Source organism: Gloeobacter kilaueensis JS1 (assembly GCF_000484535.1).
GTDB classification, from domain to species: Bacteria; Cyanobacteriota; Cyanobacteriia; order Gloeobacterales; family Gloeobacteraceae; genus Gloeobacter; species Gloeobacter kilaueensis.
In genome coordinates this window covers 1,710,951-1,737,085 of record NC_022600.1, presented here as the reverse complement: position 1 = coordinate 1,737,085, position 26,135 = coordinate 1,710,951, and the positions used below count along the sequence as shown (strand labels likewise).

22 protein-coding genes and 1 tRNA gene are annotated in these 26,135 nt (G+C 59.5%); 13 read left to right on the top strand and 10 right to left on the bottom strand.

Annotated features, from left to right (window positions below; translation table 11 throughout):
* Positions 1-6: 6 nt before the first annotated feature.
* On the top strand, positions 7-270 hold the full coding sequence (locus tag GKIL_RS24680) for a hypothetical protein (RefSeq protein ID WP_023173056.1): 264 nt from the start codon (positions 7-9) through the stop codon (positions 268-270).
* Here the strand turns inward: GKIL_RS24680 and tnpC are convergent.
* Entirely contained in the window at positions 244-1,677 is a 1,434-nt protein-coding gene (tnpC, locus tag GKIL_RS08230) for an IS66 family transposase (RefSeq protein ID WP_023173055.1), read from the bottom strand. The genes GKIL_RS24680 and tnpC overlap by 27 nt on opposite strands.
* Before the next feature lie 47 nt (positions 1,678-1,724).
* On the opposite strand from tnpC, the gene GKIL_RS24675 reads away from it, so the two are divergent.
* Entirely contained in the window at positions 1,725-2,987 is a 1,263-nt protein-coding gene (locus GKIL_RS24675; RefSeq protein WP_023173054.1) for an argonaute/piwi family protein, read from the top strand.
* A gap of 513 nt (positions 2,988-3,500) precedes the next feature.
* Here the strand turns inward: GKIL_RS24675 and GKIL_RS08220 are convergent.
* From GKIL_RS08220 to GKIL_RS08210, 3 genes are all read right to left on the bottom strand, one after another.
* Positions 3,501-4,646: a site-specific integrase gene (locus GKIL_RS08220; protein WP_023173053.1), complete on the bottom strand. Its 1,146-nt coding sequence runs from the start codon at positions 4,644-4,646 to the stop codon at positions 3,501-3,503.
* A gap of 184 nt (positions 4,647-4,830) precedes the next feature.
* Positions 4,831-4,901, bottom strand: a tRNA-Gly gene (locus tag GKIL_RS08215).
* A 29-nt stretch (positions 4,902-4,930) separates the two neighbouring features.
* Positions 4,931-5,614 carry an N-acetylmuramoyl-L-alanine amidase gene (locus GKIL_RS08210; RefSeq protein ID WP_023173052.1) on the bottom strand — a complete coding sequence of 228 codons (684 nt, stop codon included), beginning with the start codon at positions 5,612-5,614 and terminating at the stop codon, positions 4,931-4,933.
* Between the two features lie 34 nt (positions 5,615-5,648).
* Here GKIL_RS08210 and GKIL_RS08205 point away from each other — a divergent pair, with 34 nt between their 5' ends.
* Genes GKIL_RS08205 through GKIL_RS08195 form a run of 3 tightly spaced genes read left to right on the top strand, consistent with a single transcriptional unit; the run spans position 5,649 to position 8,262 of the window.
* Positions 5,649-6,062 carry a hypothetical protein gene (locus GKIL_RS08205; RefSeq protein ID WP_023173051.1) on the top strand — a complete coding sequence of 138 codons (414 nt, stop codon included), beginning with the start codon at positions 5,649-5,651 and terminating at the stop codon, positions 6,060-6,062.
* Positions 6,063-6,089: 27 nt separating this feature from the next.
* Positions 6,090-7,604, top strand: coding sequence for a 4-alpha-glucanotransferase (gene malQ / locus GKIL_RS08200; protein ID WP_023173050.1), 1,515 nt, complete (start codon positions 6,090-6,092; stop codon positions 7,602-7,604).
* A gap of 19 nt (positions 7,605-7,623) precedes the next feature.
* Complete coding sequence (locus GKIL_RS08195; protein ID WP_041243813.1) at positions 7,624-8,262, top strand: hypothetical protein; 639 nt, start codon at positions 7,624-7,626, stop codon at positions 8,260-8,262.
* A 66-nt stretch (positions 8,263-8,328) separates the two neighbouring features.
* Here the strand turns inward: GKIL_RS08195 and GKIL_RS08190 are convergent, their stop codons facing one another.
* On the bottom strand, positions 8,329-8,814 hold the full coding sequence (locus GKIL_RS08190) for a hypothetical protein (protein ID WP_023173048.1): 486 nt from the start codon (positions 8,812-8,814) through the stop codon (positions 8,329-8,331).
* A gap of 3 nt (positions 8,815-8,817) precedes the next feature.
* Positions 8,818-9,825: a GTPase ObgE gene (gene obgE, locus GKIL_RS08185; protein WP_041244534.1), complete on the bottom strand. Its 1,008-nt coding sequence runs from the start codon at positions 9,823-9,825 to the stop codon at positions 8,818-8,820.
* Positions 9,826-9,933: 108 nt separating this feature from the next.
* Here obgE and GKIL_RS08180 point away from each other — a divergent pair, with 108 nt between their 5' ends.
* Positions 9,934-10,506 (top strand): hypothetical protein, encoded by a 573-nt coding sequence (locus GKIL_RS08180; RefSeq protein ID WP_023173046.1) that lies wholly within the window; start codon positions 9,934-9,936, stop codon positions 10,504-10,506.
* Here GKIL_RS08180 and GKIL_RS08175 read toward each other — a convergent pair.
* Positions 10,503-11,129 (bottom strand): TetR/AcrR family transcriptional regulator, encoded by a 627-nt coding sequence (locus GKIL_RS08175; RefSeq protein WP_023173045.1) that lies wholly within the window; start codon positions 11,127-11,129, stop codon positions 10,503-10,505. The two genes, GKIL_RS08180 and GKIL_RS08175, sit on opposite strands and share 4 nt — an antisense overlap.
* A gap of 432 nt (positions 11,130-11,561) precedes the next feature.
* Between GKIL_RS08175 and GKIL_RS08170 the strand changes: the two genes are divergently transcribed.
* The 4 genes from GKIL_RS08170 (at position 11,562) to lysS (ending at position 15,909) form a co-directional block, all read left to right on the top strand.
* The gene (locus GKIL_RS08170) at positions 11,562-11,933 is read left to right on the top strand and encodes a hypothetical protein (protein ID WP_023173044.1); all 372 of its coding nucleotides are present in this window, start codon (positions 11,562-11,564) and stop codon (positions 11,931-11,933) included.
* Positions 11,897-12,340, top strand: a complete 444-nt coding sequence (gene mutT / locus GKIL_RS08165) for an 8-oxo-dGTP diphosphatase MutT (protein WP_245595913.1) — start codon at positions 11,897-11,899, stop codon at positions 12,338-12,340. Before GKIL_RS08170 ends, mutT begins: the two co-directional genes overlap by 37 nt.
* Complete coding sequence (gene bchD, locus GKIL_RS08160) at positions 12,337-14,325, top strand: magnesium chelatase ATPase subunit D (RefSeq protein WP_023173042.1); 1,989 nt, start codon at positions 12,337-12,339, stop codon at positions 14,323-14,325. The genes mutT and bchD overlap by 4 nt, the downstream gene beginning before the upstream one ends.
* A 96-nt stretch (positions 14,326-14,421) precedes the next feature.
* On the top strand, positions 14,422-15,909 hold the full coding sequence (gene lysS, locus GKIL_RS08155) for a lysine--tRNA ligase (RefSeq protein ID WP_023173041.1): 1,488 nt from the start codon (positions 14,422-14,424) through the stop codon (positions 15,907-15,909).
* A 398-nt stretch (positions 15,910-16,307) separates the two neighbouring features.
* Here the strand turns inward: lysS and GKIL_RS08150 are convergent, their stop codons facing one another.
* From GKIL_RS08150 to GKIL_RS08140, 3 genes are all read right to left on the bottom strand, one after another.
* Entirely contained in the window at positions 16,308-18,920 is a 2,613-nt protein-coding gene (locus GKIL_RS08150) for a TonB-dependent receptor (RefSeq protein WP_023173040.1), read from the bottom strand.
* Between the two features lie 110 nt (positions 18,921-19,030).
* Complete coding sequence (locus GKIL_RS08145) at positions 19,031-21,739, bottom strand: TonB-dependent receptor (protein WP_023173039.1); 2,709 nt, start codon at positions 21,737-21,739, stop codon at positions 19,031-19,033.
* Positions 21,740-22,699: 960 nt separating this feature from the next.
* Positions 22,700-23,608 carry a ParB/RepB/Spo0J family partition protein gene (locus GKIL_RS08140; protein ID WP_023173038.1) on the bottom strand — a complete coding sequence of 303 codons (909 nt, stop codon included), beginning with the start codon at positions 23,606-23,608 and terminating at the stop codon, positions 22,700-22,702.
* A gap of 525 nt (positions 23,609-24,133) precedes the next feature.
* Here GKIL_RS08140 and GKIL_RS08135 point away from each other — a divergent pair.
* The 3 genes from GKIL_RS08135 to cobU all read left to right on the top strand — a co-directional run bounded on the left by GKIL_RS08135 (position 24,134) and on the right by cobU (position 26,095).
* Positions 24,134-24,631, top strand: a complete 498-nt coding sequence (locus GKIL_RS08135; RefSeq protein ID WP_023173037.1) for a DUF427 domain-containing protein — start codon at positions 24,134-24,136, stop codon at positions 24,629-24,631.
* Between the two features lie 3 nt (positions 24,632-24,634).
* The gene (locus GKIL_RS08130) at positions 24,635-25,393 is read left to right on the top strand and encodes an ATP-binding cassette domain-containing protein (RefSeq protein ID WP_023173036.1); all 759 of its coding nucleotides are present in this window, start codon (positions 24,635-24,637) and stop codon (positions 25,391-25,393) included.
* 120 nt (positions 25,394-25,513) lie between these two features.
* The gene (cobU, locus tag GKIL_RS08125; RefSeq protein WP_023173035.1) at positions 25,514-26,095 is read left to right on the top strand and encodes a bifunctional adenosylcobinamide kinase/adenosylcobinamide-phosphate guanylyltransferase; all 582 of its coding nucleotides are present in this window, start codon (positions 25,514-25,516) and stop codon (positions 26,093-26,095) included.
* Positions 26,096-26,135 lie beyond the last annotated feature (40 nt).

Genomic DNA, 26,135 nt, shown 5'->3' with positions numbered 1-26,135 from the left:
CGTATTATGAAAACTAGATTTCTGCCTGAGCCAGAACTTCAGTTTGGGAATGATGGCAAACATATCGATATTCGTTTTGGATTGATGCAGTACGGCCCGCTTATACAAAATGACGAGTTACGCAAGGAAATACTGATTGGCATAGTTGGAACTAATAAGACTATTGAAGCAGTTATTCATTGGTTTGCGGTCATTCAGGGAGGCATTGAAGGAAAACAAAGCAATAAGTCCAATCGTAACTGTTCAGGTGCTGGTTTCCGGGATCAGTGACGGTTGAGCAAAACCCCCATGATAGGTTGCCTGCAACGCTCGCACGAAAAACTCCATCGCCGAGCGGCCCTGCCGCCGACACGATTGGATCACACTCAACAAGTCCGCCGTCTGGGCATACCCTGCCTGCGACCGGCTTCCTCCCGACACTTTGCGCCGGGTCACAGCCAAGCGTAAGTTCCGCTCCGACAGATTGTTGTCCGGACGCACCGCCGGATTCGACAAAAACTGCCACCACTGCCCAGCGCGCTCCTGCAACGAGCGCAGCAGTTTGCTCCCTGCATAGGCTGCTTTCGGTTGCCAGGTGCGGATCGCCTGCTCCACCCGCACCCGAAACTGCTGCCCCCAACTTTGCCAACTCGCGCTGTCCCCGTCCTGCTGCCACTGCCGGTAGCGCTTGAACGCTTCGTCAATCAGCTCAATGAAGACCGCGCCGATGCCTGCTGGCTCGGCTGGATGGAGGGCGAGTTTTTTGAAATGCCGCCGCAGATGGGCCAGACACTTTTGCTGCGCCTGCACCTGATAGCCGTTGTAGGCACTGAAGTCATCACTGACGAGGGTGCCACAAAAGCGCTCGCCCAACCGACCACGCAGTTCCAAACGCGAGCGCGTCTGCCCGGCATGAAATAGACTCAGCCGCTCGCTGCCAAAGTGCCACAACCACTCTTTACACCCAGCCACCGGCCAGGGCGTCTCATCCACATACACCACCGCCTCAGTGGCCAGATGCTGCCAGGCCGCCTGCACACTGGCAGCGACCGCCAGGGCCGTGCGCTCCTTGACTGCCGCCAGCGTCCCCACCGCAGGCCGCCAGCCGCACAAGCTCTCGACGAATTCGGCTTGTTTGTCCAGACTGAGATGGCCGTAGTGGCCCAACCAACTCAGCACCGCCATGAGCGTGGCATCCAGCTCAAAGTGACCGACCAGACGGCTGGGCCACTTTGGGGTGTGGGTGCTCCGGCAGTGCGTACAGCATCCAGTCGGGCGGCGAAACTCGACGATTTCGAGAGGCCGCTCGGCAAAACAGGCCACCTGCCGCGCTTCGACGCTCAGGGTCTGCCACTGCCTCCCGCCGCACTGGGGACACTCCCCCAGCGAGACCGCTTCCAAACGGTCTGGGGTGCCGAAGCCTTTGCGGGTTTTGCCCTGATGGCCGGGCTGAGCACCCGGTTTTCTTTTCGGAACCTTGGGTTCTCCTTCGGGCTTGGGTTTGGGTGATTCGGGCTTTGTGAGGAGGTCTGCGGAGGGGGGACGGCTTGAGGTGGTGCTGTCGGTGGCCAGACGGGTTTGCAACTGTTCAACGATGCCCCCCAGGCGGGTAATGTACTCCAGCAACAAGTCAATCGCCTGCGGCTGGGGCATCTGCAATAACTCGTCACGGCTGGGCAGGGGTGGTAACGCACTCATACCGAAAGCGTACAGTCTGTTATCGCTCCGTCAAGACCAGCACGTGAATGCTTACGTCCAATCTTTACCCTCCATTCCCCGGCTTTGGTGAACATAGTCCCCTACCTATCTCGCTAGCATTCTCACAACAGAGGTGCAAAGCAGTATCCGAAGAAGATTTGATCGCAGCTACGGCAGGAGTCCAGCACAACCAAGCAGTGACCAATGTCGCCGAATTGTTTATTGAAGCTATGGAATACATTGTTCAAAAAAGTGCGGTTGATGTCTTGATTTGTGCTCCACCCAAATTTCTAACTGATATCCTTGACGACCTAGAGGATGTTGAGGATGAGGCCGAGCACATATCCAAACTGCAAGGTCTGGTTGTGTTTAAGCAAAAGCTGATCTTCCATGACTACCTTAAAGCAAAAGCAATGCGTCTTCGAAGACCAGTTCAATATATAAGACAGACAACCTACGATATCGATGCCAGAAAGCAAAGAAAAAAGAGACGCTCCGGCTTTAAGAACAAAGCACTACAAGATGATGCAACATGCGCATGGAACATTTACCTGGCCCTGTATTATAAATCTGGGGCTACACCCTGGAGAATGCCCTTAAACCCTTACGATTATCCAACCTGCTATGTTGGTTTAGCATTTTATCAAAGTCTCGATAAATCAAAGCTTCTGACGAGTACTGCGCAAATTTTTAACGAAAGAGGTTATGGTCATATTTTACGAGGTGCTCCTGCCAAACTCGATAAAGATGATCGGCAGCCCCATTTGGCAGAAGAAGATGCAGCAACTTTAATGGAAAGAATATTGCATGCATACAAACAAGAACACGATACAATGCCAACGAGATTTGTTATGCACAAAAGCTCGAAGTATACCGATTGTGAATTCAACGGTTTTAAAGAAGTTCTCAAAAGTAATAGAGTAAATTTTTACGATTTTTTGAATTTGGACGATTCGTACAATAGAACAAGGCTTTACCGAAACGAGTATTACCCGCCACTTAGGGGAACAATGATTGAGCTAGACGAAGTTTCTCATGTTCTCTACACCTTTGGCTCGATCGACTTCTACAAAGAGTATCCAGGAATGTACGTACCTAAGCCTTTAAAGTTCAAATGCGAGTTCACGCAGCAGACTTCAACAGTTCTTGCTCAAGAAATTCTTGCGCTAACCAAAATGAATTGGAATTCTTCGCGTTTTGAGAATTCTCGGCCCATCACACTTAAAGCGGCTCGAGAAGTTGGCGCAATTCTTAAATACCTAAATGGTGAGGAAGACATTGTAGAATACTTTTACAGATACTATATGTAAATTTGTCCTGAGCAGTTGGTGAAGCAAGTAAGCTAGATACTATTTGTTTGATACAAGAGAAGATGAAGCTCCTACACCCTTAGAGCTAATGTGGATGCATTATCACGCCTGTTTGGGCTGCCCACCCGGTTATAACTACAAAACTATCAACATGATAAAATTGTATACTGCCTCAATCTGACAGTCGTTTCGATGCAACTTACTGCTGATTACTCACTCTGCCTGCAACCAAGTTCTCGCGCACACAGCCATTATGAGCGCACTCTCGCCGATCTACTTTAGTTCTTCTGCGAGCACAGTTGGTGCCAGATCAACCTGCTAAAGATGCTGAATCGGCGTGAATCTGTACCCAAAATTGTAACCAATAGACAGGACGCCTCCTTAAAAATTGTCTCCAACAGGCTTTTGGCCTCAGAAACTAGGACTGAAAATCCCCTACTCTCCATCTGTCTTTGAATTGGTAGAGGAAGTTCGAGCCCCTGACATGAGTGCAGTACCTCACATTCACAGCGTTTATTCCCGTTTAGATGGTGGTTGTGGCCGGTCTGGATGCCGGGTAAGAGCCTCATAGGCTAACTGGTAATGTCCTCTGCCGAACCAGCGGTGGTAGGTTTTCATATGTACCTGGACGCTGTGACCCATCATGTATGCCGCCGAAGCCACCTCGATCCGAAATTCCGAGGCGCGCCTTGCCCAACAGTGGCGCAGATCGTATGGCTTGAAAGGTAAGCCGTACTGCTGCCGGAACGCCTGTTTGATTGCACCTCCGAGAGCCTGATTGTCGCGGTCCAGTTTGATGGGCGGTAGTCGAATGTCCCTCAGTCCGAAATCATCGATCCACTCAGGGTACAGTGGCCAGCAGTAGCGCTGGCCAGTCTTGGTGTCCCGCCCTACTTCAACGATCTCGCCTCCTCCCATGAACTCATCAAGTTCAAGGTGGAACACCTCGTGCGGTCTGAGGCCGTAGGTGGCGATCATCCCGTAGACCCACCGCCAGTGAGGCAGCTCGATGTCCGCGTAGCAGGAATAGATCGCCTCGTCGCTGGGCAGGTCGCGCGGCACTACGCTCTCGGGGCTGTAGTCGCCCTTGAGCGGTGAGAGATCAACTTCGATACCTGAGAAGCGGGCAAGCCTGTTCAGTGCCTCACAGTACCCCTTCCTGGAGCGACTATCGGCTTTGGTGCCCATCACCAGTCGCTTCATATCCTCGATCGTGAGGGGACCGTCCTGATCGAGGTGCCTGAAGACCATATCGTAGTTGTTGCGCCAGGTGGAGAGCGTCTGCAGGGTCTCCCGCTTGTCCTTGAAGTAGTCCTCTCTGAAGCGCTCGATCCACTGAGCAGCGGTGACCACCGGCGGCGCTTCCGGCTCTGTTTCTTCGAATTTCAGGTATTCCGCCCAGTTAAAGTTCTGGTTGCACAGAGCCTGGTAAACGGTGTGGGCCTCGCGTTCCACCCGGCGCAGGCCGACTTTATTGGCCCGTACCCAGGGGGCGAAGGCAGTCGCGGCGATGAACTGCCAGTGGGGTTCCTGCTTTTTGCTGCCCGGTTTGGCAGGCAGGATGGCCCGCAGGTAGAGATAGTCGCCTTTCTTGTGAACGCGCACGGCGATGCCGACCGCTTTCAGCCGTGCGTTCGCTTCCTCGATCTGTTCGTCCACCGACAGCTCCTGGAAGGACCAAACTCTACTCTGTGGTCAAAATTCTACCGGAGCAGTCTCTGCTACCGGTAGCAAGCTGGTAACAAAAAACGGCCCACAATTGCCCACAAATACCCCCAAAGATCCACGGTTCATCTCAGTGGATCAATTGCTGGAAGTGGCTCCTGGAGCCTGAAAGCTTTGAAGCGGGTGGCGGGAATCGAACCCGCAACGACAGTTTGGAAGACTGTGGTTTTACCACTAAACTACACCCGCACTCGATCGGTATTATATCCTGCTGGGACTCAGGGCCGGTCCTTGAGCTTGAGGTCGGCGACTCGGGCGCGCAGGCGGGCCATAAACGCAGGGCCAGGATCGTCTTTGCCGGTAAAGTAGCCCCGGACGCGCTCCCGCCAGAGGGCACTGCCTCGAAAGCGGCTGTACTCGAGGTGGCCAATCAGATATTCGATCGAAAAGCGCCTGGCCAGATCCCGCACCAGCCAGGCGTTGGCAGCGAGTTGGGCACTCGTGAGGGGCAATCGGGGACCACCCACGTTCTCGATGCCGATGGCGAGCCAGTTGAGGCCGATGACGTGGCGCGCCAGCTGGGTTTCGCTCATCAACCGGTAGATTGTGCCGTTGCGATCGACGACGAACTGTGAAGAGACGTTGAGAGGACCGCCCTTGCGGATGTCGGTGCGGCCAGAGAGGCGGGCAGGGGTAAAAGTAGCGAGGGCGGAGGCGAGGGTAGGACCGTCAGTCCAGTGAACAACGATCATGCGCGGCACGATCGCGATCGCGCTTGCCTCTGGGTCGTAGTGCTGCCGGATGTACTGGAGGGTGAGGGCGCGCCGCTCAGGCCCAAAAGGAATCGGTCGGTCGATAATCTCGGGCGGAGAAGCGGCGAACACCTGTGGCACCACCAGTAGCAGGCAAAAAATCAGAGCAGGAAGAATCCGGTTCATCGGTGCGTGGGGTGCTCGGGCCATTCTACGATCCGAGGAGCGATGCCAGAATGAAGCTATGTTTGGATCGTTTCAGCAATCGACCGTGCGCGTGCAGGTGGCCGCTGGGGCTGCCACGATCAGGCGCTGCCTGACACAGTTCGATCTGGTCCGCCGCTGGGCCTGGACGCAGAGCTTTCCTGCCTCGCTGCCGGAGGCGATGGAAGCGGGGCTCGAATTTTATTCGTACTTTGGGCCGGTGCCGCTGGGTCATCGGATCGCCCGGTTAAACGACAACTCCCTTGAGATGGTGCTCTGGCAGGGCGTCGATGGTCACATCCGCTGGCGCTGGGGCGATGGCTGGATTCAATGCACGGTGGCGGGTGTGTCGCTGTTGCCGCTGGCGCTGGGGCAGACGGCGATGCTCGATAGTCTCACCCGCTTTGCCGCCAGCCAGGAGACCGCTACAGCCAAAGCGGCTCCGGCAGCTTAGACTCTTAGAGAAGCAAAGGAGTTTTTTTTGCAGCTTCCCAGGTCTAGCGGTATTCTGCTGCACCCGACCAGCCTGCCCGGTCCCTTCGGTATCGGCAGTATCGGCAGTGAAGCAAGGCGGTTCATCGATCTGTTGGCCGCCGCCGGTCAGCGCTTCTGGCAGATCCTGCCCCTGACGCCCACCGGCTTTGGCAATAGCCCCTACATGTCGATCTCAGCCTTTGCGGGCAACCCGCTACTGGTCGATCCGGAGGCGCTGGTGGAGCGCAGGTTACTCAGCCCGGACGATCTGGCCCCTGACGAGTTGAAGACCACCGCTGGATGGCACCATCCGCAGGTCAACTTCGAGGAGGCGGTGGCCTACAAGACGCGCCTTCTGGAGACGGCGTGCGAAAATTTTCTGGCCGATAACGAAGCGGACAAAAAACTGTTCGACGCTTTTTGTGAGCAGCAGGGCTGGTGGCTCGACGATTACGCCCTGTTTGCCGCCCTCAAAGAAGCAAACGACGATTTGCCCTGGCAGCGGTGGGACACAGAGCTGGCCCGGCGGGAGGAGCCGGTGCTCGACGAGCACTCAAAAGAACTGCAGGAGCGGGTGTTCTATTACAAATTTGCCCAGTACCTCTTCGAGGAGCAGTGGTCGGCCCTCAAGCGCTACGCCAACGCGAAGGGGGTGAGCATCCTGGGGGATCTGCCCATCTACGTCTCAGCTGACAGCGCCGATGTCTGGGCCCACCCGCACCTGTTTCAGTTGGGTGAGGACGGCCATCCGACGGTGGTGGCCGGGGTGCCGCCCGATTACTTCAGCGCCACCGGCCAGCTGTGGGGCAACCCGATCTACGACTGGCAGGCGATGGAAAAAGACGGCTACATCTGGTGGGCCCGGCGTCTTCGGCGGATGCTCGATATGGTCGATCTGGTGCGGATCGATCATTTTCGTGGCTTCGCGGCGTACTGGGAAGTCCCGGCCACTCAGACAACGGCGATCGGTGGCCAGTGGGTCAAAGGCCCAGGCAACAGGCTTTTTGATGCGATCGAGGCGAGATTGGGCAGCCTGCCGGTGGTGGCGGAGGATCTGGGCGTCCAGGCTCCAGAAGTGGACGCCCTGAGAGATCACTACGGCCTGAGCGGCATGAAGGTGCTGCAATTTGCCTTCGACGGGGTGGCCAACAATCTGCACCTGCCCCACAACCACGTGCGCAACGCGCTCATCTACACGGGCACCCACGACAACAACACCACCGTCGGCTGGTACAACAGCTCCCCCGAGTGGGTCCATCGAGCCACCGAGCGCTATCTCAACCTCAACACCGGTTGGGAGATTCACTGGGCACTCATCCGGGCTGCCCTCGCATCGGTGGGCCATGTTGCGATCATTCCGCTACAGGATATTCTGGGCCTCGATGAGCTGGCGCGGATGAACACGCCCGGCACCGCCGAGAAAAACTGGGCCTGGCGCTGCTTGAGCCTGGAGGCGATTGAGCCCTGGATGCGGGAGCGGCTGGCGGATTTGACGGCTCTTTACGGTCGATGGCCGGCTTGAGAAGGACCGTGCTAACTTGGTGTTTCTCTGGACAAAGTTCCTGATCGTGGAAGCGGTTGAACTGATTTATCCGACAAAACTCTCGGTCGCCGAGAAGCGCCTGCCTGCCTTCGAGCGACTGCAACTGGCCCTGGTCGAGGGTGGCCAGACCTATCTGGTGCCCAGGCAGGTCGTCACTCTCGCCGACTCTGAACTGGAGACTCCCGAAGCCCAACCGCTTTTTGGCCATGCACTTTTTACGCTGGGGCTGGCGCAGTTTATCAGCGGCTACGGTGGCCACTGTCTGCTGGTGGCGACCGGGCTCAAAGAAAGCCTGGAGCCGATGGATGTGCTCCTCGACGATCTGGCGGTGCAGGCGTTCAACCTGGTGCAGACCAAACGGGCCGGTGATGGGCGTGAGCGCCTGCTGGAACAGTTGCGCTCGGAACTGTTTTTGAAAGTGGCGAGCGCCGGTCCGCTCGATCTGCTGCGCACCGAAGAGGTGGTCAACCGCTGCTGGCGCGAACTTTTTAACCACAAAGACGCCCTCGGGCGGCTTAAAAGCGACCTCCAAAACGACCTGCAGCAGTCGCTGCAGCGCGGTCAGATGCAGCAGTGGTCCTGGCGGATCACGCTGCTCAATGGCCGCCTCAGAGCCCGCCAGGTGGCTGCCCGCTAGCGGGTCTATCCTGCTCAACGAACCAGTCGATAAGCCGGCGGGTGCTACTGGTAAACGCCGACGGCTTTAGCGCTCCTCGCCGCGATTGAGAATTTTCAGGTACAGCAGCTTGTAGCCGGTTTCCAGGTCGTTGCCGGGGGAAGTGAGGCTGCCCTGGATAGGGGCACGACCGTAGGCGCTGCTGAATTCGTAGTGCTCACCGCTGTAGGTGGCCTCGTTGACGTCGGTCGTCTCGCTGCCGCTTACCAGCCGCCATCGCCCGCCGCTGAATACGAACTGGTAGCGGGCCTGATCGAGCGCCTGGGAGGGGCGGAGGATACCGGCGCGGATGAGTCCCTTGAAGGGCTGGGCCGGTACACCGGTGGGCCGCACCTCGAAGCGCACGTCGGTGTAGCGGCAGCGGCCACTCTGGCAGAAGCGCGCCTTCTCCAGCTTCTCGATGATCCGGATGAAGCGCTCGCGGGCGGCGGCCTCGGCTTTATCGATGGCTCCGACAGTCAGGCTGCCCAGCAGGAGCGCACCAGATAGAGCAAACAGGCGACGGGTTTTCATAAATCAGGTGGCGACAGTTGCGGGAACTTCGAGCAGCCCCCAGACCCGACCGAGCAGCAGATCGAGGTTGGCGTGGGCTGCCGCCGAAAGAACGATGACCGGACTCTGGGTCAACTCGGCGAGCCGGGACTGCCAGTCGCCGGCAGCATCGGGCGGGCAGAGGTCGGCTTTGCTGAGGGCGAGGATCTGGGGTTTGGCGGTGAGCCCACGGCCATAGCGCTCCAGTTCAGCCCTGACGGTGCAGTAGTCGGCGAGCGGATCGGGCCGATCGAGGGCGACCAGGTGGATGAGCACCCGCGTACGCTCGATGTGGCGCAAAAATTCGTGGCCAAGGCCAACGCCCTGGTGCGCTCCTTCGATGAGGCCCGGAATGTCGGCGAAGACGACGCCGTCGCCGGTAGGCCGCCGCACCACGCCGAGATTGGGCACCAGGGTCGTAAACGGATAGTCGGCGATGCGCGGCCTGGCCGCCGAGAGCACCGAGATCAGCGTCGATTTTCCGGCGTTCGGCAGCCCGATGATCCCGACTTCGGCCAGGAGCTTTAATTCTAGAAGCAGGGTGCGCTGCTGGCCCAGCCGTCCCTCGGTGGCAAAATCTGGGGCGCGGTTCTGGTTGCTCGCAAAGTGGGTGTTGCCGTGGCCGCCTCTGCCGCCCACCGCCACCACCAGCCGCTCGTCTGCACGGGTCAGATCGCCCAGGATCGTTCCGGTGTCCTGATCCTGCACAACTGTCCCGGCGGGCACGGCGATCTGGAGGTCTGCTCCCTGGGCACCGGTTTTATTTTTTGGACCGCCTTTGCCGCCATCGTCGGCTTTGAATAAATGGCGGTACTTAAAATCGAGCAGCGTCTGCAGATTCTCGGTGGCCACCAGCACCACCGCGCCGCCCCTGCCGCCGTCGCCCCCCGCCGGGCCACCGGCAGGGACGTACTTCTCGCGCCGGTAGGCTACCATGCCGTCGCCGCCTCTGCCGCCTTCTACCTGAATTTCGGCTCGATCGATAAATTGCATCGCTTCTGTTTCTGGCTCGATCCCATCGTAGCGATTCGTTTCAGCCCCTGCTGCTCCCGGCTGGGCGGACATTTATAATGTGTGGACTACCGCCCTGCCTTGAGGTCGATGAACGACAAAGACAGTGATCGGGTGCAAGGACGCCGCGTCGAGTTGTGGTGCGAACGCCACGGCTGGACCCAGCCGCGCCGCGAGGGACTTTTCTGGGTGGCCTGGCCGCCGGGGGGCTACCTTGAAGTACCGATTCCTCCGGAGGTCTACCGTCCAGGATCGCGCTCGCTATTTGGCTACAGCGATCCTTTTGGGCTGAGCCGTCCCCAGCCGCCGGTGCAACTGCGGCCCTCCCGCAATACCCCGACCGCTCTGCGCCTACCGGCCCGGCCCCGCTCCCTTACCTGCGAGGTGGCGGCTGTGCGCCTGCTCATCCTCGCCCTCACCCTGGGCCAGATCGCCTACGTCGCCGGGGTCTGCTTGATCTTCACCAATGCCCCGACCGCCGGGCTGCTCACCCACTGGAGCATCTACCACTGGACGGGCCAGACTCCCTCTACTTTTCCGCTGATGCTTCTGATGAGCCCCCTTATTGCCGCCACGCTCTGCCTGCTCGGCGAACGGCTCTGGACGCTGAGCGGGCGGCTCGCCTCCGGTCTTTCTTCCAGGGACTGGGGCGGGGTGGGTTAGGTGGCGGCGAGCACACCGTTTAGAAAAATATCGCTGATGCCGCGCACCATCTCGTCCTCGTCGAGAGCCTGCGGACCCTCGGCAGCACCGCCCATCGTCTGGGGTCCAAAGCCGGCGACCATGAACATCCCCAAAAAGATCTTGGCGACGGTCTTGGGATTCATCTTGCGGTACACTCCCCGGTCGATCGCCGTCTGAAAGAACGCCTCCGCTACGGATAGAACCCGCACGATCACGTCGCTGTAGACCTGTTCGCGCAGTTCTGGAAAGTGCTGGGCCTCGTAAAAACAAACTTTCATCAAATTCGTGTTGTTCTCAAGCGAGCGCATCCGGCTGCGCAGCACCGACTCGACGTCGGTGTAATCGGCCATCATGCTCAGCTCGTTGAGCAAGTCGGTGAGGATCGTCACCCAGCCGGCGGTCACCAGCTCCGCCAGAATGTCTTTTTTGCCGGGAAAGTACCGGAAGATCGTTCCCTCAGAAATGCCCGCCTGCTGGGCAATCTGACTGGTGGGTGTGCCGCCGTAGCCGTGCTCGGCAAACAGCTGCAGCGAAGCGTCGAGAATTTTGCGGCGGTTGTCCGCCTGGTTTTTTTGTCCTGAAGAACCTTTGAGCGATTCCATGATCAGACCCTGGTATTTCTAGCGCAGCGGCGAGCGCAGACAAGTGACAAACCCTGCCGGGATAAAGGCACAAATGATCCCACTGCAGTGCAGGCGCGGGAACTTTTGCCCCGCTTCCAGGATTGATCGCCTTTGAGCTAAAAAGGATCTTCTATAAGCTTTTCTTCCATTCACCCTTCTGCTCCCTTCGCTACTGGAACATGGGCACTGCTACACCAATCTGGCCTCCGTCTTTAGAAAGAACTTTATCGAGTTTTTGATGAGGGGCCGCTTTTATCTCATCAAAGTTTCTCTGCGTATTCTCGATGATCTGTGAACATTTCTTTGTTCAGAAAAAATTTTAGAAAAACTCGGATCCTGGCAGTGGCCAGGGGTTAAGCTTATTGGCCAACCTTGATGGGATCGCGCTCAGCGGGCTATTGGGAGGGCAAAATGGCAAATTTTTACGACATCAAACACTACATTGCCCACCATGTCAACAAGGGCCGCCGCCTGATGGGCGAAAAGGGCGAGAGCGTTGTTTTTTGCGGGCGGGTATACGACGGTCGGGGCAACTACTCAGAAGCCTTCAACGACTTCATCGAAAAGCTGCTGTCGAGCGGTCATTTTTTTCGTTACTACATCGAAGAAGATGGTTTTGCTTTTGCCGAGTTGAGTCACGCAAAGTTTGAAATGGACTACTGTGTCACCTGCCGCGAACCGATTCCGGTGCCGGTGGTCGGTGCGCTGGGTCCGCCTGCCTGCTACCTGTGCCCGGTAGCCTCAGAGTGCGACACCTCCACCGCCGCCCCATCTCCGCCTTGAGCGCCGCTGCGCCCCTTCAGGAGATTGCGATTGCCGTCGTCTGCTTTGGCGGCAGGGTGCTTATCGACCGCCGTCGCCCCGGTGGAGTGATGGGTGGGCTGTGGGAATTTCCAGGGGGCAAGCTTGCCCCCGGCGAGAGTGCGGCGGCGTGCGTGCGGCGGGAAGTGGCGGAGGAGGTGGGCCTTGCGGTGCGGGTCATCGAACATCTGGCGACCCTCGATCACGCCTACGCTACCTTCAGCGTCCGCCTGCAGGTTTTTTTGTGCGAGAGTGAAAGCGACGAGGCCCAGGCACTCGCCTGCGACGCCGTTGCCTGGGTCTTGCCGGAGCAACTGGGCGATTACGCCTTTCCGGAGGCGAATGCCCCGCTCATCCCACTCGTTCAAAGGCGTCTGAGCTGTCCATGAACGGTCCCACTCCCTTTCCGATCACCGCTGTCGTCGCCCAGGAGGCGATCAAACTGGCGCTGCTGCTCGCTGTGACCGACCCGCACCTGGGCGGCGTCGCCATCGGCGGCAGGCGCGGCACCGCCAAATCGGTGATGGCGCGCGGCATTCACGCCCTGTTGCCGCCCATCGAGGTGATTGCCGGTTGTCCAGCCAACGACGACCCAGAAGATCCCGACCGCTGGTGCGACCAGTGCCGCCGCCTCTATACAAGTCACCTTCCCGAGCGCCGGATGCGGCCAGTGCCCTTCGTACAGGTGCCGCTCGGGGCGACCGAAGACCGGGTACTGGGCACCGTCGATCTCGAAAAGTCCCTCACTCAGGGCGAGGCGGTCTTCCAGCCGGGGCTACTGGCCGAGGCGAACCGGGGCATTCTTTATATCGACGAGATCAACCTGCTCGACAGCCAGATCGCCAATTTGCTCCTCACAACCTTGAGCGAGGGGATCAACCGCATCGAGCGCGAGGGACTGAGCTTCGAGCACACCAGCCGCCCGGTGCTGCTTGCTACCTACAATCCTGAGGAGGGCGAACTGCGCGAGCACCTGCTCGATCGGATCGCCATTTGTTTGAGTGCGGAGGCGCAACTCAGTCTGGAGGAGCGGCTGGCGGTGGTCCAGTCCGCCCAGCAGTACGCCCGCGATCCAGCGGATTTTTTGGCGCACTACCGGGCCGAACTGGACGAACTGCAGACCCAGATTGTCCTTGCCCGCGAGCGGTTGCCGGAGGTGACGATCGAGCCGGAGCAGGTTGCCTACCTGGTCGAAGAAGCCCTGCGCGGTGCGGTCGAAGGCCATCGGGCCGAAATCTTTGCTGAGCGGGCCGCCCGCGTCCACTGCGCCCTCGATGGCCGCACCCGCGTGAGCGCCGAGGATCTGCGCCGGGCGGTGGAGCTGGTGATTATTCCCCGTGCGACGGTGATCCAGTCGGAGGAACCCCCGCCCCCGCCGCCCCCACCGCCTCCGCCTCCCGAGAACGACGAGCCGGACGACACTCCCCAGGACAACCCCCAGACCGAAAACGACGAACAGCAGGAGCAGGCACCCCCCAGCCTGCCCGAAGAATTCGTCTTTGACCCGGAAGGGGTGATCCTCGATCCGCACCTGCTCGCCTTTGCCCAGACGCTGCGGCGCAGGAGCAAGTCCGGAGCGCGCACCAAAATCTACTCCGATGTGCGGGGGCGCTACGTCAAGCCGATGCTGCCCCGAGGCCGGATAAACCGGATCGCCGTCGATGCCACCCTGCGGGCCGCCGCGCCCCACCAAAAAGCCCGCCGGGCGCGCAACCCCCATCGTCCTGTGATCGTCGAGGCGGCGGACCTCCGCGCCAAGCGCCTGGTGCGCAAGGCCGGGGCGCTCATCACCTTCGTCGTCGATGCCTCAGGTTCGATGGCTCTCAACCGGATGCGCTCGGCCAAGGGCGCTGTCCTGCGGCTGCTCACCGAGGCATACCAGAATCGCGACAAGGTGGCCCTGGTGCCCTTTCGGGGCGAAAAAGCCGAAGTGCTGCTGCCGCCCACCCGCTCGATCGCCCAGGCCCGCCGCCGCCTCGATGCCCTGCCCTGCGGCGGCGGTTCACCCCTCGCCCACGCCCTGAGCCAGGCAATTCACCTGGGCCTCAACGCCCAGAGCACCGGCGACATCGGCCAGGTGATCATCGTCGCAATTACCGACGGTCGGGGCAACATTCCCCTCAGCCGCTCGCTGGGCGAAGCACCCGGCGAAGAAAAACCCGACATCAAAGCCGAACTGCTCGCCATCGCCGGCCGCATCCGTGCCCTCGGCTTCAAGCTGCTCATCATCGACACCGAGAACCGCTTTGTCTCCACCGGTTTTGCCAGAGAACTCGCTACCCAGGCGGGCGGGCGCTACTTTTATCTGCCCAGGGCCAGCGACCAGGCGATTGCCGGAGCGACCCGCGAGGCGATCGCCGACCTGCGTACCTGAAACTGCCGCGCCATTCGCTACGATGCGTCTTCGGACAGCCTGAAACCGTCCGCGCCATCCGCTACGATGAGTCTCTGGATAGCTGGAGAGAGCCGCATGGAAGAGAATTTGCGCAACACTCGCCTTGAAAAGGCCGAGCAATGGCGCATTCACAACATCAACCCCTACCCCTACCGCTTCGAGCGTACCGATCTTGCTGCCCATCTCCAGCAAAAATATCGAGACCTCGAAAACGGCCAGCAGGTTGAAGATAGCGTCGCCGTCGCCGGACGCATCCTCTCGCGCCGCATCGCCGGGGGTCTGATTTTCTTTACGATCCGCGACGATTCCGGCAGCATCCAGCTGTACTTTGACAAGCGGCGCATCCGCGAGACGATGGGCGCTGACGCCTTCAAGTGGCTCGACAAGCTCACCGACGCGGGCGACTTTATCGGCGTGCGCGGTACGATCCGCCGCACCGAGAAGGGCGAACTTTCGGTTTACGTTCACGAGTACGAACTGCTCACCAAGTCCATCCTCCCCCTCCCTTCTGAGTACTACGGCTTCAAGGACGTCCAGCAGCGCCACCGCCAGCGCTACCTCGACCTCATCGCCAATCCGGAGGTGCGCGAGACTCTCATGCGGCGCGCCCTCATCGTTCGGGCCATCCGCCACTATTTAGACGAGCGGGGCTTTCTCGAATTTGAGACGCCGGTTCTGCAGACCGAAGCGGGCGGCGCGGCGGCCCGGCCCTTCACCACCCACCACAACGCCCTGGGTCTGGATCTTTATCTGCGCATCGCCACCGAGCTGCACCTGAAGCGCCTGGTCGTGGGTGGCTTCGAGCGCGTCTACGAACTGGGCCGGATCTTCAGAAACGAGGGCATCTCCACCCGCCACAACCCGGAATTCACAACGGTCGAGCTGTATCAAGCCTACGCCGACTACCACGACATCATGGACCTCGTCGAGGAGCTGCTGCGCACCGTCGCCCGGCAGGTTCTGGGCACCACCCAGCTCCAACCCGAAGCCGAGATCGTCATCGATCTGGCTCAACCCTTCCGGCGGATCACAATGTTCGATTTGGTCAAGGAGGTGACCGGTATCGCCTTCGATCAAATAAGCGATCCTGCCGATGCTGCCGCCAAGGCTCTGAGCCTCGGCCTCGACCTGCCCGGCCCCTCCCTCTCCGTCGGTGAAATTCTCTACCACGTCTTCGAGCACCGGTGCGAGCCGACCTTGATCCAGCCCACCTTTGTTCTCGACTACCCGATCGAAATTTCGCCCCTGGCCAAGTCCCACCGCACCCTCAAGGGCATGGTCGAGCGCTTTGAGCTTTATATCAATGGCCGCGAAACCGCCGATGGCTTCTCCGAACTCAACGACCCGGTAGACCAGCGCGAGCGCTTCGAGGCCCAGGCAAAGGCCAAAGCCGCCGGAGCCACCGAGACCCATCCTTTTGATGAGGACTTTTTGACGGCCATCGAGCACGGCCTGCCGCCCACCGGCGGCGTCGGCATCGGCATCGACCGACTGGTCATGCTCCTTACGGGCAGCCCCAGCATCCGCGATGTGATCGCCTTTCCGACTTTGAGGCCAGAATAAGCCCCTGACCTGATAAAACCAATTTTTAGCCAGTTGGTACGGGACGTCTGCGGCGACAATCTGGCGGTTTTTTTGGTGGGTGTTTTGAATTGGGAGACAAAACCATCGGGGGGTCTTTGGGGTGAGCTGTCTTGAGGAAACAAAAGCCATCGGGGGGAGGGGCCCTTCGCGCCCTCCCCCCAAACCCCCCGCCCCGCGTGAGGGGGACACCCGTGGCCCCCTCACCCTCCCCCCCGACGCCGAGTCTGTGGCGGCTCGGTGGGGCGGCGAGGATTTTGTCCGCAGGGACGCGGGCTTTCCTCAAGACAACTACTTCTCCCCCTCGCCCCTTGTGGGAGAGGGGGCCGGGGGGTGAGGGGAAAAGATCCCTGTGGGACAGGGGGCCGGGGGGTGAGGGATCAGCCCCCAAACTCTAATCGCCCCCCCACCCGAAACGTCGTTCCCGGTGCCGGTACACCGCTCACGTACTCGTACTGGGTATCGGTGAGGTTGAAGACATTGCCCGTAATCGTCAAAAACGGCGTGATCGGAAGCTCGACGTTCAGATCCAGGGTGAACCAGGCCGGTACAAAGTCGAGCGCCCCGGTGCGCCGCTTGCCACCGTCATAGCGGCCCAGCAACGTGGCTGTAAAGCCCTTGTTGGCGTAGGTCGCCGTGAGGACCACCTGGTTGAAGGGAATGTTCGGATCTTGATAGCCGTAGAAGAAGGGGTAGGCGGGGTTGTTGATGTTATCGATCTGGCCGTACTGGCGCACGTCGTAGTTGGACCAGACCGCCCGGAAAGAAAACTGGGGCGTCGCCTGCCAGTCCGCCTGCAGCTCGATTCCCGAGGCGTAGCGGCTGTCGAGGTTGTTCTGCTGCTGCAGGAAGATGATGGGCGAAGTGGTATCCGGGTTGCGGAAGACCAGGGTGCCGATTGCTCCGTCCAGGTAGGTGTTGAAGTAGGTGAAGCGCACGCCGATATTCTGGGCCGGGGTCAGGTCGAAGCCCACGTCCCAGGTCACGCCGGATTCTGGTCTGAGGCCCGGATTCGGTCTGAAGACCTGGCCTGAGACGAACAGATCCGACAGACTGGGCGCGTTGAAGACGTAGGAGTAGTTGCTGCGAAAGGAGATGAAGTTGTTTGGCGTGTAGCGCACACCGACCGCCGGTGTCCCGACTGAGCCAAACTGGGTCGAGTAGGTGTAGCGGGCTCCAAAATTTGCCTTCAACTCTTCGCTGAAGCTGATGTCGGCGATCGCAAAGATAGAGCTGCGGGTGATCGTCCTGTCAAAAAAGGTCGTTCCTCCTCCCTTCTGCTGGTAGGAGCGGTCCTCGGTGATATTCAGCCCCACCTGCAGGTTGCCCCCCGGCGAAAAGCGCGTGTTGAGCACGCTCTCGGCGACGAACTTGTCGCCTTCGGTGTAGGGCTGGGCAATGTCGCCGAACAGATCGGCGGTCCGAATCGAGGGCACCGGCCCCAGACCGAACAGCGGAAAGTTGGTGTTGATGCCGCCGTAGACCGACGGCTGGTAGAAGCCGTTGCTGGCAAAGCGGTAGAAGTAGATGAAGCTGTTGAGGCTGGTGGTGGGGGTGATGTCGTAGTCCCACTGGACCGCCGCCTCGAACTGGCTCTGGTCGTTGATCTGAAAGCCGTCGATCGTACCGATCGTCCGCTCTGCTAGATCGGCGCGGCCCGGCGGAATCGGTTGGCCGCTCAGGGTCGTGTTGTAGCTGTAGGGCAGCGCCACCAGGTTCGTCGGCGTGTTGACCACGTAGCGCTGCTGGGTGCATTGCAACTCGCGACCGGCGGTATCGAGGGGCACGAAGCGCGGACCGCCGAAGTTGCCGATCGTGCCGTTGGTTCCCGGTAGGGCAACGCCGCCAAAACAGGTGCCAAAGGCGTAGGCTCCCGGACCGTTGCCGGAGTTGCGGTTGTTCTGCTGGGTGAGGCGGAGGGTGATCTTGTTGGTCGGATCGGGCTTGAAGACGAGCTTGCCCGTGTAGGTATCGATCGCCGAGAAGGCGACATCGGCTGTGCCCTGGACTTTGATGGGCGGGCCGACATCGGGCTTGAGATAGCCAAAAAGCGAGGTGCCGTCCGGAACGTTCGGATCGGTGGAGCCGGTGACGACATCGTTGGGGCCATAGAACTGGGCCGAATTGGGCAGGGTGAAGCTAAAGGGATAGTTGTTGAAGGCGACCTGGCCGGTGTAGATCAAGTTGTAGCTGAAGGTGTCGTCGCCCCCGCCGTACTTGGCCAGGTAGCGCGAGAAACCGTAACTGCCCGCCTGGTATTCGAGGGTGAGCTTGGGTGGCCCCTTGGGCGTCTCGGTGATGAGGTTGATGACACCGCCCACTGCCCCAGAACCGTAGCGCAGCGTCGCCCCACCGGTTACGACCTCGATGCGCTCGAGGTCTGCGACCTGGATCACCGAGACATCGGAGCGGTTGTTGGAAGGCCGCTGCAGGGGCAGGCCATCTTTGAGCACCTGAAAGCGCTGATCGTCGAAGCCGCGCAAAAAGTTGCCGCCGGAGTTGCGAATACCGCCCAGCGAGGGCTGACCGACAAAGCCCGGCACCAGCACCAGCGCGTCTGTGACCGTGGTCGCTCCCTGCTTTTGAAAATCTTCTTTTTTGATCGAGTAGGTGGTCGCTGTCGTGTCGCGGGCGCGGGTGGGGCGGCGGGTAGCGGTGACGTTGACCTCGTCGAGGACGTTGCCTTCTTCTTCGGCGGGTTCCGCCGGTTCGGCTGCGGTCTGGGGCGTGGCTGCCGGAGCCGCCCCTTGGGCAAGGCGCGGCACCGTTGCCGGTTGGGTCCAGTTCCAGGCTTCCGGACGCACTGCCAGGTCGGCGGCAGAGACACTCGCCTGTTCTAGGAGGCTTCTTGCACCCTCGCTCCCGAAGCGGGCCGTGGGCAATTTTGCCAGCTTCGCATTTGGGCTTGCCTGGGCGGTTGCGGCGAGCGAGAGCGTCCCTGCCAGGACAGTGACGACGAGCTTTGTCTGCCAATCAAGTGGATAGAGTTTCACGGCTTGCAGGCTCCTTGCAGGTAGAAAAATCTCCCCCTGTACGCAATTTGAGAGATCCCACCCGGCGCGCAGCAGCACCGGGCGAGATCAGTGTTTGGTGGGTTGCGGCGTTAGCCGCCGATTTCGAGGCGACCGCCCACGGTGAAGGTGGTCCCCGGCGCGGGTAGACCGGCGGGATTTTGATACTGGGTGTCGAAGATGTTGAAGACACTGCCCAACAGGGTGAAGTAGGGCGTGATCGGGATCTCGGAGTTGAAGTCGAGGGTAAAGAACGTCGGGGTGCGGGTGTTGTTGTAGTCGATTACAAAGCCGTCGTAGTAACGGCCCACGAAGGCGGCGATCAACCCCTTGTTCGCGTAGGTGAGCCGGAAACCGACGTTGTTGAAGGGGATGCCGGCGTTCTGAATCTGGTAGGTGAAGAGGGTGGTCGAGATGCTATCGGTGCGCCCAACGGCCCGCGAGTCGGTATTGGTCCAGTTCACCAGGAGCGAGAACTGGTCTGTTATCTGCCACTGGCCCTGAAATTCGATGCCGGTGGAGATGAGGGTAGCGAGGTTCTGCACCTGCTGCAGGAAGGCGAAGTTCGAGGTACCGGTCGTATCGTTGGGGTTGTTGAAGTTGGGGTTGGCAAAGAGCTGGTTGCCGAAGAAGCCGTCGAGGTAGATGTTGAAGTAGGTGGCCCGGAAGAAGAGGTTGTTGGCCGGGGTGATGTCTACACCCGCATCCACCGCCACGCCCGATTCGGGCCTCAGGTTCGGGTTGGCCAGAAAGGGACCGTTCTGAACGTAGAGGTCGCTAATTTTGGGGGCGTTGAAGACGTAGTTCCAGTTGGCCCGAAACGACAGCCAGCTCAGGGGTGTGACCCGCAGGCCGACGCCGGGGGTGAGCACCTCGCCGAACTGCGAACTGCTCGTGTAGCGTATGCCCACGTTCGCTTTGATCAGATCGCTGAAGCTGATGTCATCGATGAGGAAGATCGACGTGCGCGCCACCGAGCGGTCTAAGAAGCTTCTACCCTGTTGCTTCTGCTGGTAGGAGCGGTCCTCGGTAAAGTTGATCCCAAAGGTGAGGGTCTGACCGGGAGAGATCTGCCAGTTGAGCGCTGTCTCGGCCACGAACTTGTTACCGGAGGCGAAGGGCTGGGCTGCCGGGTTGCGCGTCACGATGCCAAAGTCGCCGTTTGGTCCGGCGGTGCCGATGCCAAAGTTGGAGTTATAGATGAAGTTGGTGGGAACGGTGTTGGTGCTGCCGAAGCGGTAGTAGTAGATGAAGCTGTTGAGGCTGGTGGTGGGTGTGATGTTGTAATCCCACTGAACGGCAGCTTCGGTCTGGGATTGGTTGTTCTGCTGAAAGAAATCGATCGTGCCCGTGACCGGCTCCGCCCCCTGGTACGCCTGGCCGGTGGGAAAGACTGTCTTGCCATTAAACGAGGTGTTGTAAGAAAAAGGTGGACCGAAGGCAGCCGAGGGCGTATTGATGATAAAGCGCTGCGGGCCGCAGCCCACCTCGCGACCGGAGCGATCAACCGCTACCGAGCGGTCAAAGCTGAGCGTACCGTTTGGAAAATTCGATGGACCACCGACGCAGGGCGAGAAGTAGTAGGCACCCGGACTGTTCGACTCGGTAGAGGAATTTTGCTGGGTGACGCGAGCGGTGATCCGGTTACTCGGATCGGGCTTGAAGACGAGCTTACCGCTGTAGGTGTCGCTGGCGGCGTTCGAGGAATCGGCGGTGCCGCTCACCGTCACCGGCGGTCCCACCTCGGGCTTGAGGAAGCCAAATAAGGGGGTACCGTCTGGGAAACCGCCGTTGGCACAGTTGTTGAGTAAGTTGCCGTCGGGATCAAACTGCGCCGGACAGCTTGGGTTTTTGGCAAAGTCGTTGGGTCCGTAGAACTGGGCGTTGGCCTGATTGGTGAGCTGGAATGGATAGCGGTTGGGGGCAACGATGCCGGTGTAGACGAAGTTGTAGCTAAACGTGTCGTCGCCGCCGCCGTACTTGGCGACGAACTTGTTGAAGCCGTAGGAGCCGCCCTGGTACTGCAGGGTGAGCTTGGGCGGCCCCTTGGGCGTCTCGGTGATCAAGTTGATGACGCCGCCCACCGCTCCAGAGCCATAGCGCAGGGTGGCACCGCCGGTCACGACCTCGATGCGCTCCAGTTCTTCGACTTGAAAGCGCGACACGTCGCTGCGACCGTTGGAAGACCGCTCGAGAGGTAAGCCGTCCTTGAGAACCTGAAAGCGCTGGTCGTCGAAGCCGCGCAAGAAGACCGCCGCCGCGTTGCGCACACCACCCAGAGCCGGAGCCGCCTGAAAGCCCGGTACCAGCGACAGCGCGTCGGTGGCTGTCTGGGCGTTCTGGGCGCGGAAGTCCTCTTTTTTGACCGTGTAGACGACCGACGGAATATCGCGGGCGCGGGCCGGACGGCGGGTGGCCGTGACGTTTACCTCGTCGAGGACTTCGGTCTCTTCGTCTGAGGGTTCCGCCGGTTCTGCCGCTGTCTGGGGCGTGGCTGCCGGAGCCGCCCCTTGGGCAACGCGGGGCACAGTCACCGGTCGAGTCCAGTTCCAGGCTTCCGGGCGCACCTCCAGATCGACCGCTGAACCACTCGCCTGCTCTAAGAGACTCTTCGCCCCCGTAATGTCCAGGGAGCCGCTGCTAGAGGGCTTTACTCGCGCAACACTATTTTTTGGCAATTCTGCCAGTTTCGTCGTCGGCAATGCCTGGGCCGCATCTGCCAGAACACTCGTACCGACCAGGGCTGGAACAAGTGTAGCCAGCAAAAGACGCGAGTGAGTCTCGCGTTGCTTCATTTTCATTTCCGTTCACTCCTTGCCACTCACCATGAACCTAGAGCATCCGGGTTCAAGCGGATGCTGTAGATAATACAGTTTAGTACCAGTTCGTCAGTTTGTACCGAGAAAAGATTTGCTCCTGACCTGGACAAAGTTTGCGCGGATCCAGAGTCGCTATCAGGCAAATAGACATGTATTTCAGCCTGGAATTTGTTGCCAATTCTGGAAACTTTAATAGCTACACGAACGTCACTTATCAAAGACCAGGATAATTCTGTCAACAGAACTCAGAGGGATTTTGCAGAAAAATCCTGAAGTGCTTTGAGCAACATTGGATTTCGCGGCAACAATAGCTGCGGGTTGGAGCAATTGAGAATTTGTGAGGATACGGAGCACAGTATCAATAGGCTATTAAGCTAAAATGCTTGTAGAGCAAGCTTTTTAGCGCATAGCAATTTTTCCTGGTTTCATAATTTTGAACGGCTTATTGCCTCGACTGAGCACTTACATCGAGAAATTGTTGCAGGGAATGAGCTTCTTTTGACCTGCTTTTACTGATTCACCAATTGCACCGAATTAGATACGTGCTATCATAAGAGCACCACAAGTGGAAATCCCTGAGGCGGCAGCAATGTTTGTCCGCCCTTTTTCTTTTTCAGGGGTTTTTACGTTCTCTACAAGTAAATAGATCAGATATACCGGTCTATATTTAAAAAGTTTTTACTTGCCAGGACGAGCCGTTTTTGTACAAAAACCAACATGGGATTGCAGGTCTGCTTCTTTATTTTTGATCACATAGGTCGAGATAAACGCCGTTCGTCACTGTTGAGCGCTGTTTGTAACTGCCGCTCAGATGCGACAAACAGACGATCGCAGCAGCCCAAAAAAACGGCGCATAAGACCCAAACTTGAAAAAAACAGCTCCCCTGCGCCAAAACGGCATCGGTGCAAGGGCACAGAAACTGCGATTAGAGCGAATCGAACTTACTCGTTGCTTACCAGCGCGTCCAACTCGCCGAGCAGTTGCTCGAAGCGGGCGCGCTTGGCGGGATCTTGCCAGTCGATCTTTTTGACCCGGCGGTAGACCGCTGCCAGGCGCTTGAATAAAGGCTCAGGCTCGGGTTGGGCGCAGGCGAGGCGCACCAGTTGCCGTAGCTGGCTCAGGCTCAGATCCTCGCGCAGGGTCTGATCGAGCAGCCGCTCGCGCCGGGGGCGGTCCTTGATTTGGGCCAGCAGGCGCGCCTTCGTGTAGGCGAGCTTGCCCTGCCGTACCGCCCGAAACAGATCGGCAGGCAGGTTGCGCAGGGGCAGGCGGTTGTTGATAAACGAGTCGCAGGTCATCTTGCCGAGGCTGGCAAACAGTGCCTGTACGGCGGTAGCCTCAGCGCTACCCATAACGTTATCGGTACCCTTGAGGCGTGCCGTGTTCTGAATCCGGTACAGTAGCGAGACGATCTGCTCCTCGGACTGGCCGAGCTTGAGGGCCAGCAGTTGCAAGATGCCCTCGGTCTCTTCGAGAGGATTGAGTTCCTCCCGCTGCAGATTTTCGATGAGCGCCGATTCGATTGCCTCCGCATTGCTCAGCTGCCGAATCAGCACCGGCACTTTCTCAAGGCCGACGGTGCGGGCAGCCCGGTAGCGGCGCTCACCGGCGACCAGTTCGTACTGCCCCCCATCGACGGGCCGGACCAGAAGCGGTTGCAGAATGCCATGCAGGCGCACGGACTCGATCAATTCCTGCTGAGCAGTGGGATCGAAGAAGCGCCGGGGCTGGCTGTCGCAGGGCCGGATCGCATCTACGGATAACCAGCAACCAGCCGCCTCCGTGCGCGGAGCGTTTACCACTCTGAGGCGGTCTTCAGGCCGGGCCGTATCGCGCTTGCCGCTCATCATTCTGCGCCTCTCCTGTGGACACTGCCTGCAGACTGGGCCAGCCCAGGAACATTAATACTTAGATACGCCTATCGGGGGATCAGATGTGCTTATCTGGATTAGAGTTTGTGAGTTTCTGTTAGCAAAACTGCGAGTTGTAGAAGGTGCCTGGTAGATACGCACGAACGACGACAATCGGAACTGAAATTATGTTCCCCGTCAGATCTGTATCCAGCGTTGGCTCTACTGAGGGTGCGTGTGACCGTTGTTTTTCATTCTAGTGCGGCGAGCGAAGGTGTAAAACAAGTTTGGAATACCGGCACAAGGCCAGCTGCATAGCCGGACTAAGAAACGCAAATAATACCTCCCAGCTGACGAATAATAGTTGAAGCCTGTATCTTCACAGGCAATAGCTGGAGCCGATTTCAGGCATTCACATCCAATCCGGATGTATCCATTATGGATAATAATAGGTTGAGGGTTGCCCGTCAAGGCCGTCCGCCGTCCTGGATACAATGGGGGCCGCGAGTCTTGGTGGGAGGGAGAATGATACCTGGTCAGCGCGTCGAGCCTCAGCCGGGTCAGGAGTCCGTCTGGGACTACCCGCGACCGCCCAGATTGGAGCCGGTGGCGAAGCGCCTGCGGGTGCTCTTTGGTGGCGAGACGATCGCTGACACCCGGCATGGCTTCCGGGTTCTGGAGACGAGCCATCCACCGGTGTACTACCTGCCGCCCGCCGACCTTCGCCTTGAATTTTTGATTGCGACCGCTCGCAGTTCCTTCTGCGAATTCAAGGGCAACGCCCGCTACTGGACAGTGCAGGTGGGGGAGCGTACCGCCCCGGATGCAGCCTGGAGCTACGAACAGCCCAGTCCTGGCTTTGAAGCGATCAGGAGCTACCTCGCCTTTTATGCAAGCCGGATGGACGCCTGCTACGTGGACGACGAAAAAGTCCAACCCCAGCCGGGGGGCTTCTACGGCGGCTGGATCACAGGCGATATCGTCGGTCCTTTCAAGGGCGGTCCCGGCAGTTGGGGCTGGTAGGCGATGGATACCGAGGCGGCGGCCCCCCCGGCGACGATTGCCCTTCAAAACGTCTCCCGGCGCTACGGCGACACCGTTGCCCTGTATCCGAGCGATCTCACCTGCGATCCGGCCAGCACGACTGTGCTTATCGGGCCGAGCGGCTGCGGCAAATCGACTTTGATCCGGATCATCGCCGGTCTCATCGTCCCCGATACCGGCAGCGTGAGCCTGGGTGGTGTGCGACTGACGGCCCAAAATGGCGGCGAGTTGCGCCAGAAACTGGGCTACGTCATTCAAGACGGCGGCCTGTTTCCGCACCTGAGTGCCCGCGACAACGTTGCCCTGCTGCCGCGCTATCTCAACCACCCGAAAGGAGCGATCGAAAGACGGGTGCAGGAATTGGCGGACCTAGTCCAGATTCCGGCGACCAGCCTCGATCGCTTTCCAAGGGAACTCTCCGGCGGTCAGCGCCAGCGCATCGGCCTGATGCGGGCACTGATGAACGATCCGAAGATCGTGCTGCTCGATGAGCCCCTCGGAGCCCTCGACCCGATCACCCGCAGCGAGTTGCAGGTGCAACTCAAGGCGATCTTCGACCACCTAAAAAAGACGGTGGTGATCGTCACCCACGATATGACGGAGGCCGCCTACTTTGGCGACTGTATCGTGCTGATGCGCGCCGGACAGATTGTCCAGCGCGGTGCTCTCGCTGAACTGGTAGAGCACCCGGTGGAGCCTTACGTGCGCGACTTTCTCACCCTGCGCACCCCCAGCCGCTGAGGTCGGCGACGTTTCTTCGAGGTCCACCCAAGGAGAATTCCAGCGCCTCCCATCTGGAGAACCTATGCCGCCGACTGCCACTAGCCCCTCTTTTTTACCCAGATATGCGGAGCCGGCACCTTGAACCCGGCTTTGATCTTGATTCTCGGTGGAGCGCGTAGCGGCAAGAGCCGCTTTGCCGAACGCCTCGCGAGCCACTACGCCGGGACGGAGCCAGTTCTCTACATTGCCACCGCCCAGCCCAGCGACCCGGAGATGATAAGCCGCATCGAGCGCCACCAGGCCGAGCGGCCCGCCCACTGGCAGACGATCGAGTGCCCGCGCCTGCTTTGTTCGGTGACTGAAGAACCGTTGGCCCCGGTGATCCTCCTCGATTGCCTGAGTGTGCTGGTGGCAAACTGGCTTCTTGCCGGAGGCGACTTTGAGAACATCCGCTGGAGCGAGGCGGACGAGGCTGCCCTGCTGCGGGAAGTCGAAAGCCTGATCGACGCTTCTGCCGCTGCCCACACCCACCTGCTCATCGTGAGCAACGAGGTCGGTATGGGCGTCGTGCCGCCCTATCCCCTCGGACGCCTCTACCGCGACGTGCTCGGACGCCTGCACCAGAGCATCGCCGAGCGGGCCGAGCGGGTCTATCTGCTCGTGGCCGGTCTGCCGGTAGAAATCAAATCTCTCGCCCACCTGCCCTTTACCTTTCAATAGCGAGAGCGAGCAGGCCCGCACTGCACCTGCAGGGTCAGTG